Genomic DNA, 11,978 nt, shown 5'->3' on the forward strand with positions numbered 1-11,978 from the left:
TTGGATATCGGGACCATTCGCGGCCTCGGCACCGTCATCGTGATGGTTGCCTTCGTCGGCGTACTGCTCTGGGCTTACGGCGGCAAACGCAAGGAGCGCTTCGACGAAGACGCGCTGCTGCCTTTCGCGGATGACCCGGTAGCCAAGCAGCACGCTGAGCAAGAGCAAGCTTCTAGGAGCAACAACGCATGACTACCTTCTGGAGTCTGTACATCACCGTTTTAACAGTCGGTTCGCTGATCGCCCTGCTGTGGCTGGTATTCGCCACCCGCAGCGGGCAGTCCTCGAACACCACCGACCAGACCATGGGCCACGCCTTCGACGGCATCGAGGAGTACGACAATCCGCTGCCCAAGTGGTGGTTCCTGCTGTTCGTCGGCACCATCGTCTTCGCCGCCGGCTACCTGGTGCTCTACCCGGGCCTGGGCAACTGGAAAGGCGTTCTGCCGGGCTACGACGGCGGCTGGACGCAGGACAAGCAATGGGAGCGTGAAGAAGCCCTGGCCAAGGAAAAATACGGCCCGATCTTCGCCAAATACGCGGCCATGTCGGTGGAAGAAGTCGCCAAGGATCCGCAAGCCATGAAAATGGGCGAGCGCCTCTTCGCCACCTACTGCGCCATCTGCCATGGCTCCGATGCGAAGGGCGCAGCAGGCTTCCCGAACCTGACCGACAGCGACTGGCGCTGGGGCGGCACCGCCCAGGACATCCAGACCACCATCCTCGGTGGCCGCCAGGCCGCCATGCCGGCCTGGGGTGAAGTGCTGGGCGACAAGGGTGTGCAGGACGTGGCGGCCTTCGTCACCGCCAAACTGGACGGCCGCAAGCTGCCCGAGGGCGTGACCGCGGAGAACGTCGACAACGGCGGCAAGCTGTTCGCCACCACCTGCGTCGCCTGCCACGGTCCGGAAGGCAAGGGCAACCCGCTGATGGGAGCGCCTGACCTGACCCACCCGGGTGCGTTCATCTACGGTTCCAGTTACGCGCAACTGCAGCAGACCATCCGTCACGGCCGCCAGGGCCAGATGCCGGCGCAGGAGCAGTACCTGGGCAAAGACAAAGTGCACATTCTCGCCGGATACATCTACAACATTTCCGGCCAGGCGAAGTAAACTCCCCGCCCCCCAACTCGCGCCCGCTAAAAGGGGCGCGAGTTTCTGACCTCTGCAATATCGCGACGAAGTGTCGCACCCTCTCTATCTCCTTTCTTCACACCCTTCCTGTTCACGTCTAAGCTGAATTCCATTCGCAAACCTGCAATACGACTAACCTGACCCACTTCCCAGGTTGGCACGGGCGAGCCGAAATGAGCGGCAAGCAGCGGCGCAAAGCGCTCCGGAGCAGGCGTCAAACCGGCTTCGCGCCAAGGCCCGGCGCGTTGCAATGGCTACCTGCTTTCTCCATACTTGCCGCCGTTTTTTTGTCCATAAAATCCAAAAACCGTGGAACCTTAGAATGAGCACAGCAATCAGTCCGACTGCTTATAACTATAAGGTCGTCCGCCAGTTCGCCATCATGACGGTGGTCTGGGGGATACTTGGTATGGGGCTCGGTGTTTACATCGCCTCTCAGCTGGTTTGGCCCCAGTTGAACCTGGACCTGCCCTGGACCAGCTTCGGCCGCCTCCGTCCGCTGCACACCAACCTGGTGATCTTCGCCTTCGGCGGCTGTGCTCTCTTCGCAACTTCCTACTACGTCGTACAGCGCACCTGTCAGACCCGACTGGTGTCCGATAGCCTCGCAGCCTTCACCTTCTGGGGATGGCAAGCGGTGATCGTGCTGGCCGGCATCACCTTGCCGCTGGGCTACACCTCCTCCAAGGAGTACGCCGAACTGGAATGGCCGATCGACATCCTGCTGGCCATCGTCTGGGTGACCTACGCACTGGTGTTCTTCGGCACGGTGATGAAGCGCAAGACCAAGCACATCTACGTGGGCAACTGGTTCTATGGCGCGTTCATCCTGGTGACCGCCATGCTGCACATCGTCAACAGCATGGAAATCCCGGTAACCGCCTTCAAGTCCTACTCGATCTACGCCGGCGCGACCGACGCGATGATCCAGTGGTGGTACGGCCACAACGCCGTGGGCTTCTTCCTGACCACCGGCTTCCTGGGGATGATGTACTACTTCGTACCCAAGCAGGCCGAGCGTCCGATCTACTCCTACCGCCTGTCCATCGTGCACTTCTGGGCGCTGATCACCCTGTACATCTGGGCCGGTCCGCACCACCTGCACTACACCGCTCTGCCGGACTGGGCGCAGTCCCTGGGCATGGTGATGTCCCTGATCCTGCTGGCTCCGAGCTGGGGCGGCATGATCAACGGCATGATGACCCTGTCGGGCGCCTGGCATAAGCTGCGCACCGACCCGATCCTGCGCTTCCTGGTGGTCTCCCTGGCCTTCTACGGCATGTCCACCTTCGAAGGCCCGATGATGGCGATCAAGACCGTCAACTCCCTGTCGCACTACACCGACTGGACCATCGGCCACGTACACGCCGGCGCCCTGGGCTGGGTTGCGATGATCTCCATCGGTTCCCTGTACCACCTGATTCCGAAGGTCTTCGGCCGCGAGCAGATGCACAGCGTGGGCCTGATCAACGCGCACTTCTGGCTGGCTACCATCGGCACCGTGCTCTACATCGCCTCCATGTGGGTCAACGGCATCACCCAGGGCCTGATGTGGCGCGCAATCAACGCCGACGGCACCCTCACCTACTCCTTCGTGGAAGCCCTGCAGGCCAGCCACCCGGGCTTCATCGTCCGTGCGCTGGGCGGCGCCTTCTTCGCCTCCGGCATGCTGCTGATGGCCTACAACACCTTCCGTACTGTGCGCGGTTTCAAACAGGCTGACGCCGATGCCGCTGCCCAGATCCCCGCTGTAGGAGCTCACTGATGAAGCACGAAGTAGTCGAGAAGAACATCGGCCTTCTGGCCTTCTTCATGGTCATTGCGGTGAGCATCGGCGGTCTGACCCAGATCGTTCCGCTGTTCTTCCAGGACGTCACCAACAAGCCGGTCGAAGGCATGAAGCCGCGCACCGCGCTGGAGCTCGAAGGCCGTGACATCTACATCCGCGAAGGCTGCGTAGGCTGCCACTCGCAGATGGTCCGTCCGTTCCGTGCCGAGACCGAGCGCTACGGCCACTACTCCGTCGCCGGCGAAAGCGTCTGGGACCACCCGTTCCTGTGGGGTTCCAAGCGTACCGGTCCGGACCTGGCCCGCGTCGGCGGCCGCTACTCCGACGACTGGCACCGCGCGCACCTGTACAACCCGCGCAACGTGGTCCCGGAATCGAAGATGCCCTCCTACCCCTGGCTGGTGGAGAACAAGCTCGACGGCAAGGACACCGCGAAGAAAATGGAAGCCCTGCGTACGCTGGGCGTGCCTTACACCGACGAAGACATCGCCGGTGCTCGTGATGCCGTCAAAGGCAAGACCGAGATGGACGCTGTGGTCGCCTACCTGCAAGGCCTCGGCACCATCATCAAGAGCAAACGGTGACAGTGATGGATATCGGGACCATTCGCGGTATCGGCACTGTAGTAGTGATGGTCGCCTTCGTCGGCGTCCTGCTCTGGGCCTACGGTGGCAAACGCAAGGAGCGCTTCGACGAAGACGCCCTGCTGCCCTTCGCGGATGACCCGGTCGCCAAAAAGCACGTCGAGCAAGAGCAAGCTTCTAGGAGCAACAAAGAATGACAACCTTCTGGAGTCTGTACGTCACCGTACTTACCCTGGGCACCATCTTCGCCCTGGCGTGGCTGCTGTTCGCCACCCGTCGCGGTCAGCGCAACGAAGCCACCGACGAGACCGTCGGCCATGCCTTCGACGGCATCGAGGAGTACGACAACCCGCTGCCGAAGTGGTGGTTCATGCTGTTCGTGGCCACCTTCATCTTCGCCCTCGCCTACCTGGCCCTGTACCCGGGCCTGGGCAACTGGAAGGGCCTGCTGCCGGGCTACCAGGACAAGGCCGAATTCGCCAACGGCGAACAGGGCTGGACCGGTGTGCACCAGTGGGAAAAGGAAATGGCCAAGGCCGATGAGAAGTACGGCCCGCTGTACGCCAAGTTCGGCGCCATGCCGATCGAGGATGTGGCCAAGGACGAGCAGGCCCTGAAAATGGGTAACCGCCTGTTCGCTTCCAACTGCTCCGTCTGCCACGGTTCCGACGCCAAAGGCGCCCACGGCTTCCCGAACCTGACCGACGCCGACTGGCGCTGGGGCGGCGAGCCGAAGGACATCATCGCCACCATCGAAGGCGGTCGCCACGCGGCCATGCCGGCCTGGGGCGAAGTCATCGGCGATGCCGGCGTTCATGATGTAGCAGCCTTCGTCACCACCAAGCTGGACGGCCGCAAGCTGCCCGAAGGCGTGACTGACGAGCAGGTCGCCAACGGCCAGAAGATCTTCGCCACCAACTGCGTGGCTTGCCACGGCGCTGAAGGCAAAGGCACTGCGGCCATGGGCGCGCCGAACCTGACCCACCCGGCCGCGTTCATCTACGGCTCGAGCTTCGCCCAGCTGCAGCAGACCATCCGCTACGGCCGCCAAGGCCAGATGCCGGCTCAGCTGGAGCGTCTGGGCAAAGACCAGGTCCACCTGCTGGCTGCCTACGTGTACAGCCTGTCCCATGGCGAAGGTGAGAAGAGCGCCGAATAAGCCTCCCTTTCCTACACCCATAGCGACACCCAGCGGCGCCGGTTTCTACACCGGCGCCGCTCTATTTCTGGGTCCATAATTCCTTGCGCGACCAACTGTCGCACCGTTGCAACACCCACCACGCCGTATCATTGTTAGGCGTGCAAGCATATTTCTGACCCTCTCGGCATGTATCGACAGGGCGCCCTCCCGCTGCCGTGGAATGCACTGATGAGCAAACAGATTCCGGTCCAGGACGTCACTCCGCCCACCAAGGGCAAGGGTGAAAGCGTCGACCTTTATGCCTCCCGGGAAAAGATCTACACCCGAGCCTTTACCGGGTTCTTCCGCAACCTCCGCTTGGCCGGGGGCGCCCTCCTCTTCCTTCTCTATTTCGGCACCGTATGGCTGACCTGGAACGGTCGCCAGGCGGTCCTCTGGGATCTGCCCGAGCGCAAGTTCTACATCTTCGGCGCGACCTTCTGGCCGCAGGACTTCATCCTTCTCTCCGGGCTGCTGATCATCAGTGCGTTCGGCCTGTTCTTCATCACCGTGTTCGCCGGCCGCGTCTGGTGCGGCTACACCTGCCCGCAGAGCGTGTGGACCTGGATCTTCATGTGGTGCGAAAAAGTCACCGAAGGTGACCGCAACCAGCGCATGAAGCTCGACAAGGCCGGCTTCAGCGGCAACAAGCTGCTGCGCAAGGTCGCCAAGCACAGCCTCTGGCTGCTGATCGGCCTGGTCACCGGCCTGACCTTCGTCGGCTACTTCGCCCCCATCCGCGAACTGCTGATGGAACTGGTCACTGGCGAAGCCGACGGCTGGGCCTACTTCTGGGTCGGTTTCTTCACCCTCGCCACCTACGGCAACGCCGGCTGGCTGCGCGAGCAGGTGTGCATCTACATGTGCCCGTATGCGCGCTTCCAGAGCGTGATGTTCGACAAGGACACCCTGATCGTCTCCTACGATCCGCGGCGTGGCGAGAGCCGTGGCCCGCGCAAGAAAGGCGCCGACTACAAGGCCCAGGGTCTGGGCGATTGCATCGACTGCACCATGTGCGTTCAGGTCTGCCCGACCGGCATCGACATCCGCGACGGCCTGCAGATCGAATGCATCGGCTGCGCGGCGTGCATCGACGCCTGCGACAGCATCATGGACAAGATGAACTACCCGCGTGGCCTGATCAGCTACACCACCGAGCACAACCTGTCCGGGCAGAAAACCCATCTGGTGCGCCCGCGCCTGATCGGCTACGCCATCGCCCTGTGCATCATGATCGGCCTGCTGATCACCGCCATCCTCCTGCGCCCGCTGGTGGGGTTCGACGTCAGCAAGGACCGCGTGCTCTACCGCGAGAACGCCGAAGGCCGCATCGAGAACGTGTACAGCCTCAAGGTCATGAACAAGGACCAGAAGGACCATACCTACGTACTCAGCGCCAAAGGCATGGATGGCCTGATCCTGGAAGGCAAGAAGGAAATCTCGGTCGCGGCCGGGGACATCTTCAGCATGCCGGTGGAACTCTCCATCGACCCGGAGAAGCTGCCCTCCACCACCAACGAGATCAGCTTTACCATCCAGTCGGTGGACGACCCGTCCATCAGCAAGGAATCCACCAGTCGCTTCATCGGTCCGCGCGTTCGTTGAACCAATGCTGAACGAATTGGCACCCCATGTTGCACATGGGGTGCCAGTAGCGATCCAAGGACGTAGAATTCGCCCGCCCCTTCACCGGGCGGCGTCCCGCAAGGCGCCGCCAGCGAGAGATCAAAGAGCATGCAATCGGCCATGAAGACACCCGTGGAACCCTGGTACAAGCACCTCTGGCCGTGGATCATCATCGCCATGCTGGCCACCTCGATCTTCCTCAGCCTGACGATGGTCAATATCGCCGTGAACAACCAGGACTCCCTGGTCAGCGACAACTATTACGAAGCAGGCAAGGGCATCAACCGCTCCCTTGACCGCGAGCACCTCGCCCAGCAACTCAAGCTGCGGGCGAAGATCAGCTTCGACGAGCTGACCGGTGAAGTGGACCTGCGCCTCACGGGCGACAGCCGTCCGGCCACGCTTACCCTGAACCTGCTCTCCCCCACCCTGGAATCCCAGGACAAGCACCTGGAACTGCGCGCCAGCCCCGCCGAGCCGGGCCGCTACACCGCCAGCCTGGATGCCGCCGTGAAGGGCCGCCGCTTCGTCGAGCTGCTCGGCGAGGAGAACGGCAAGACCTGGCGTCTGTTCGAGGAAGAAAAGGTCGCTCCCGGCGCTACCTTCGACCTCGGCGACGAGCCCCTCAGCGGAGATGAAGCCGAGCGCCCATGAGCGCCGCGCTGCTCTGTTACCACTGCGCGCTGCCGGTCCCGCCCGGCAGCCGCTTCACTGCGCCAGTACTCGGCGAAACCCGCGAATTCTGCTGCCCGGGTTGCCAAGCCGTGGCCGAGGCTATCGTTGCCGGCGGCCTGGAAGGCTATTACCGCCACCGCACCGAAGCCGCCCCCAACCCTGACGCCCTGCCCGAACAGCTCGTCGACGAGCTGAAGCTGTTCGACCGCCCCGACGTTCAGCAGCCCTTCGTCCAGCATCAGGGCGATCTCGCCGAGACCACCCTGATCATGGAAGGCATCAGCTGCGCCGCCTGCGGCTGGCTGATCGAGAAACACCTCAAGGGCCTGCCCGCCGTCGCCGAGGCTGGTCTCAACCTGTCCAACCACCGTCTGCATGTGCGCTGGTCCGACAGCGAGCTGCCGCTGAGCGAGCTGCTTGCCGAACTGCGCCGTATTGGTTACGCCGCGCACCCCTTCCAGCCGGACCGCGCCGCCGACCAGTTGCACCAGGAGAACCGCAAGTCCCTGCGCCAGCTGGGCGTCGCCGGCCTGCTGTGGTTCCAGGCAATGATGGCGACCATGGCCACCTGGCCGGAATTCAACATCGACCTGAGCCCCGAGCTGCACGAAATCCTGCGCTGGGTGGCGATGTTCCTCACCACACCCATCGTCTTCTACTCCTGCCAGCCGTTCTTCCGTGGCGCCGTGCGCGACCTGCGCACCCGCCACCTGACCATGGATGTCTCGGTGTCCCTGGCCATCGGCGGCGCCTACCTGGCCGGAATCTGGACCGCCGTCACCGGCCACGGCGACCTGTACTTCGACGCCGTCGGCATGTTCGCCCTGTTCCTGCTCGCCGGCCGCTACCTGGAACGCCGCGCCCGCGAGCGCACCGCCGCCGCGACCGCCCAGTTGGTCAATCTGCTGCCCGCCTCCTGCCTGCGCCTGGACGGCAGCGGCCAGAGCAGCCGCGTACTGCTCAGCGAACTGAACCTGGGCGACCGCGTGCTGGTCCAGCCCGGCTCGGTGATCCCCGCCGATGGCCTGATCCTCGACGGCCAGTCCAGCGTCGACGAATCCCTGCTCACCGGCGAATACCTGCCGCAGCCGCGCCAGAGCGGCGACAGCGTCACCGGCGGCACCCTCAACGTCGAAGGCCCGCTGACCGTACAGGTCAAGGCCCTGGGCGGGGACAGCCGGCTGTCAGCCATCGTCCGCCTGCTCGAACGCGCCCAGTCGGACAAGCCGCGCCTCGCCGAACTCGCCGACAAGGCCGCGCAGTGGTTCCTCATCGCCTTGCTGGTGCTGTCCGCCGTGGTCGGCCTGTTCTGGTGGCAGCACGATGCTTCCCGCGCCTTCTGGGTCGTCCTGGCGATGCTGGTGGCGACCTGTCCCTGCGCACTGTCGCTGGCCACACCGACGGCCCTGACTGCCGCCACCGGCAGCCTGCACAAGCTCGGCCTGCTGGTGACCCGGGGCCACGTGCTGGAAGGCCTGAACCACATCGACACGGTGATCTTCGACAAGACCGGCACCCTCACCGAAGGCCGCCTCACCCTGCGCGCCGTGCGCCCGCTGGGCTTGTTGGACAGCGACACCTGCCTGGCACTGGCTGCCGCGCTGGAGAACCGTTCCGAACACCCTATCGCCCGAGCTTTCGGCCGCGCACCGCAGCCCGCCGAGAATGTCGAGAGCCACCCCGGCCTGGGCCTGGAAGGCCGGGTTGGCGAGCGTCGCCTGCGCATCGGCGAGCCGTCCTTCGTCTGCGCCCTGAGCGGCAGCGACGCGCCCCAGCATCCGCAGGAACCCGGCCAGTGGCTGCTGCTGGGCGATGACAGCGGCGCCCTCGCCTGGCTGGTGCTGGACGATCGCATCCGCGAAGACGCCACCGACCTGCTCGAAGCATGCCGCGCCCGCGGCTGGCGCACCCTGCTGCTCTCCGGCGACAGCTCACCCATGGTCGACCGGGTCGCCGCCGAACTGGGCATCGACGATTGCCGTGGCGGCCTTCGCCCGGATGACAAGCTCGAAGTCCTGCGTCAGCTGCACCAGCAAGGCCACCGCGTGCTGATGCTGGGCGATGGCGTGAACGACGTGCCGGTGCTGGCCGCTGCCGACATCAGCGTCGCCATGGGCTCAGCCACCGACCTGGCGAAGACCAGCGCCGATGCCGTGCTGTTGTCCAACCGCCTGGACAGCGTGGTGCAGGCCTTCGGCCTGGCTCGTCGCACCCGTCGGGTCATCATCGAGAATCTGGTCTGGGCGGGGCTGTACAATGGGCTGATGTTGCCCTTTGCCGCCCTTGGCTGGATCACGCCGGTGTGGGCTGCGGTGGGCATGTCGATCAGCTCGCTGACCGTGGTGCTCAACGCCCTGCGCCTGACCCGGCTGCCCAAGGGCGCCGGCGCCCCGACAGCGACCACCGACCTGCCAGCCGCCCCACAAGCGGCGCAGGCGCTGCCACGGAGTTGAAATGCCCGCTCTCTACATAATGATTCCGGTTGCCGTGGTGATCGTCGGCATCTGCATCGCGATCTTTTTCTGGGCGGTGAACAGCGGCCAGTACGACGACATGGACGGGCCCGCCCACAGCATCCTGTTCGACGACGAGGATCCCAAGCACCAGGCCGGCATCGATGAAGCCGAGGGCGATGCCTCGCACAGCAGCCAGAAACAGGACAAGCGCGATGCCTGAACTGGCGCCGCTGCTGGCGTCCGCGCTGATTCTCGGCCTGCTCGGCGGCGGTCACTGCCTGGGCATGTGTGGCGGCCTGATGGGCGCGCTGACCATGGCCATCCCGCCGGAGCAACGCGGACGTCGCCTGCGCCTGCTGCTGGCCTACAACCTCGGACGCATCCTCAGCTACGCCTGCGCCGGCCTGCTGCTCGGCCTGGCCGGCTGGGCCGTGGCGCGCACGCCATTCGCCGCAGCGTTGCGGGTGATCGCCGGCCTGCTGCTGATCGCCATGGGCCTTTACCTGGCCGGCTGGTGGAGTGGCCTGACCCGCATCGAAGCGCTGGGTCGCGGCCTGTGGAAGCACATCCAGCCCTTCGCCAGCCGCCTGCTGCCTGTCGCCAGCGTCCCGCGCGCACTGCTGCTGGGCGCACTGTGGGGCTGGCTGCCCTGCGGGCTGGTCTACAGCACCCTGCTCTGGGCCACCAGCCAGGGCTCGGCCATCGACAGTGCGCTGCTGATGCTCGCCTTCGGCCTCGGCACCTGGCCGGTGCTGCTGGCGACAGGGCTCGCCGCCGAGCGCATCACCGCGCTGCTGCGCAAGCGCAGCGTGCGCATGGCCGGTGGCATCCTGGTGATCCTCTTCGGCCTGTGGACCCTGCCCGGCCCGCACCAGGCCTGGATCATGGGCCACGAGATGCACGCCAGCGCCGGTATTGCCCACCATAAAGCCGCTTGATACAGGTCAACAGGCCTCTATCGGACTCTCCCTAGACTGCGCAGGAAAAGCTCGCCACCGGGGAACATCGGCATGCTCGACAATATTCGCTGGGACGCAGATCTGATACGCCGATACGATCTGTCCGGCCCGCGCTACACCTCCTATCCCACAGCCGTGCAGTTCCACGAAGGAGTCGGACCCTTCGACCTGCTGCACGCGCTGCGCGATAGCCAGAAGGCGCAGCGCCCGCTCTCGCTCTACGTGCACGTCCCGTTCTGCGCGAACATCTGCTACTACTGCGCCTGCAACAAGGTCATCACCAAGGATCGTGGCCGCAGCGCCCCCTACCTCGCCCGTCTCATCCACGAAATCGAGATTGTCAGCCGTCACCTGGGCCGCCAGCAGCAAGTCGAGCAGCTGCACTTCGGCGGAGGCACCCCGACCTTCCTGAGCCCCGGCCAGTTGCGTGAACTGATGGCGCAACTGCGCACCCATTTCCACTTCGTCGAGGGTGACTTCGGCGACTACGGCATCGAGATCGACCCGCGCGAGGCCGACTGGTCGACCATGGGCCTGCTCCGCGAGCTGGGCTTCAACCGCGCCAGCATCGGCGTGCAGGACTTCAACCTGGATGTTCAACAGGCCATCAATCGCCTGCAGAGCCTGGACGAGACCCGCGCCATCATCGACGCAGCGCGTACTCTGCAATTCCGCTCGATCAACATCGACCTGATCTACGGCCTGCCCAGACAGACCCCGGACACCTTCGCCCACACCGTCGAGCAGGTCATTGCCCTGCAGCCAAACCGGTTGTCCGTGTTCAACTACGCGCACCTTCCCGAACGTTTCCCGCCACAACGCCGGATCCTGGCCGAAGACCTGCCCTCCCCTGGGCAGAAGCTGGAAATGCTGCAGCGCACCACCGAGCAGCTCGAAGCCGCCGGCTACCGCTATATCGGCATGGACCACTTCGCCCTGCCGGACGACGAACTGGCGATGGCCCAGGAAGACGGCACTCTGCAGCGCAACTTCCAGGGCTACACCACCCACGGTCACTGCGACCTCGTTGGCCTGGGGGTTTCCTCGATCAGCCAGATCGGCGATCTCTACTGCCAGAACAGCAATGACATCGCCGACTACCAGAACACCCTCGACCAGGGCCAACTCGCCACCCGCCGCGGATTGCACTGCAACAAGGACGATCTCATCCGCCGCGCCGTGATCCAGCAACTGATCTGCCATTTCCAGCTGGACTTCGAGGACATCGAGGACCTCTACAACATCGACTTCCGCGGCTACTTCGCGGAAATCTGGGACGATCTCGAGCGTTTCGCCCGCGATGGCCTGATCACCCTCGGCCCGCGCGGTATAGACGTCAGCGCTTCCGGCCGGCTGCTGGTCCGCTCGCTGTGCATGCTGTTCGACCGCTACCTGCCCATGCAGAACCTGCAGCGCTTCTCGCGGGTCATCTGACGCCCGAGTTCCGCGCAGACGACCGACGGTGCGAGACCAACTGTCGCACCCATTGATACAGGATATGTCGGTCGTCCGAGGGTGTAGGAACAGCCCTGCCCTAGTACTTTTCGAAAGGATTCAAGCCCCGATACCCCGCCGC

Annotated in this window: 12 protein-coding genes; all 12 read left to right on the forward strand. The window is 64.4% G+C overall.

The annotated features are described in order from the left end of the window. The 12 genes from LDJ84_RS19125 (at nt 1) to hemN (ending at nt 11,836) form a co-directional block, all read left to right on the forward strand. Nucleotides 1-192, forward strand: coding sequence for a CcoQ/FixQ family Cbb3-type cytochrome c oxidase assembly chaperone (locus LDJ84_RS19125; protein WP_024767473.1), 192 nt, complete (start codon nt 1-3; stop codon nt 190-192). Further along, nucleotides 189-1,112, forward strand: coding sequence for a cytochrome-c oxidase, cbb3-type subunit III (gene ccoP / locus LDJ84_RS19130; protein WP_037018020.1), 924 nt, complete (start codon nt 189-191; stop codon nt 1,110-1,112). Before LDJ84_RS19125 ends, ccoP (LDJ84_RS19130) begins: the two co-directional genes overlap by 4 nt. Nucleotides 1,113-1,455: 343 nt before the next feature. Beyond that, nucleotides 1,456-2,898 (forward strand): cytochrome-c oxidase, cbb3-type subunit I, encoded by a 1,443-nt coding sequence (gene ccoN / locus LDJ84_RS19135; RefSeq protein WP_038803521.1) that lies wholly within the window; start codon nt 1,456-1,458, stop codon nt 2,896-2,898. Next, complete coding sequence (gene ccoO / locus LDJ84_RS19140) at nt 2,898-3,506, forward strand: cytochrome-c oxidase, cbb3-type subunit II (RefSeq protein WP_017516817.1); 609 nt, start codon at nt 2,898-2,900, stop codon at nt 3,504-3,506. The genes ccoN and ccoO overlap by 1 nt, the downstream gene beginning before the upstream one ends. A 5-nt stretch (nt 3,507-3,511) precedes the next feature. Next, a complete protein-coding gene (locus tag LDJ84_RS19145; RefSeq protein ID WP_024763940.1) occupies nt 3,512-3,703 on the forward strand; it encodes a cbb3-type cytochrome oxidase subunit 3 in 192 nt (63 codons plus the stop codon). Continuing rightward, complete coding sequence (gene ccoP, locus LDJ84_RS19150) at nt 3,700-4,665, forward strand: cytochrome-c oxidase, cbb3-type subunit III (protein WP_024763939.1); 966 nt, start codon at nt 3,700-3,702, stop codon at nt 4,663-4,665. The genes LDJ84_RS19145 and ccoP (LDJ84_RS19150) overlap by 4 nt, the downstream gene beginning before the upstream one ends. A 210-nt stretch (nt 4,666-4,875) precedes the next feature. Then, nucleotides 4,876-6,291: a cytochrome c oxidase accessory protein CcoG gene (gene ccoG / locus LDJ84_RS19155; protein ID WP_038803520.1), complete on the forward strand. Its 1,416-nt coding sequence runs from the start codon at nt 4,876-4,878 to the stop codon at nt 6,289-6,291. 129 nt (nt 6,292-6,420) lie between these two features. After that, nucleotides 6,421-6,966 (forward strand): FixH family protein, encoded by a 546-nt coding sequence (locus LDJ84_RS19160; RefSeq protein ID WP_024763938.1) that lies wholly within the window; start codon nt 6,421-6,423, stop codon nt 6,964-6,966. Next, entirely contained in the window at nt 6,963-9,440 is a 2,478-nt protein-coding gene (locus LDJ84_RS19165) for a heavy metal translocating P-type ATPase (protein WP_226045265.1), read from the forward strand. The genes LDJ84_RS19160 and LDJ84_RS19165 overlap by 4 nt, the downstream gene beginning before the upstream one ends. Before the next feature lies 1 nt (nt 9,441). Then, a complete protein-coding gene (ccoS, locus tag LDJ84_RS19170) occupies nt 9,442-9,663 on the forward strand; it encodes a cbb3-type cytochrome oxidase assembly protein CcoS (protein ID WP_024763937.1) in 222 nt (73 codons plus the stop codon). Continuing rightward, nucleotides 9,656-10,381 (forward strand): sulfite exporter TauE/SafE family protein, encoded by a 726-nt coding sequence (locus LDJ84_RS19175; RefSeq protein WP_226045266.1) that lies wholly within the window; start codon nt 9,656-9,658, stop codon nt 10,379-10,381. The genes ccoS and LDJ84_RS19175 overlap by 8 nt, the downstream gene beginning before the upstream one ends. A 72-nt stretch (nt 10,382-10,453) precedes the next feature. Further along, nucleotides 10,454-11,836, forward strand: a complete 1,383-nt coding sequence (gene hemN, locus LDJ84_RS19180) for an oxygen-independent coproporphyrinogen III oxidase (protein WP_024763935.1) — start codon at nt 10,454-10,456, stop codon at nt 11,834-11,836. The last annotated feature ends 142 nt before the right edge of the window (nt 11,837-11,978 follow it).

The organism is Pseudomonas sp. HS-18 (assembly GCF_020401845.1).
Classification (GTDB): domain Bacteria; phylum Pseudomonadota; class Gammaproteobacteria; order Pseudomonadales; family Pseudomonadaceae; genus Pseudomonas; species Pseudomonas nitroreducens.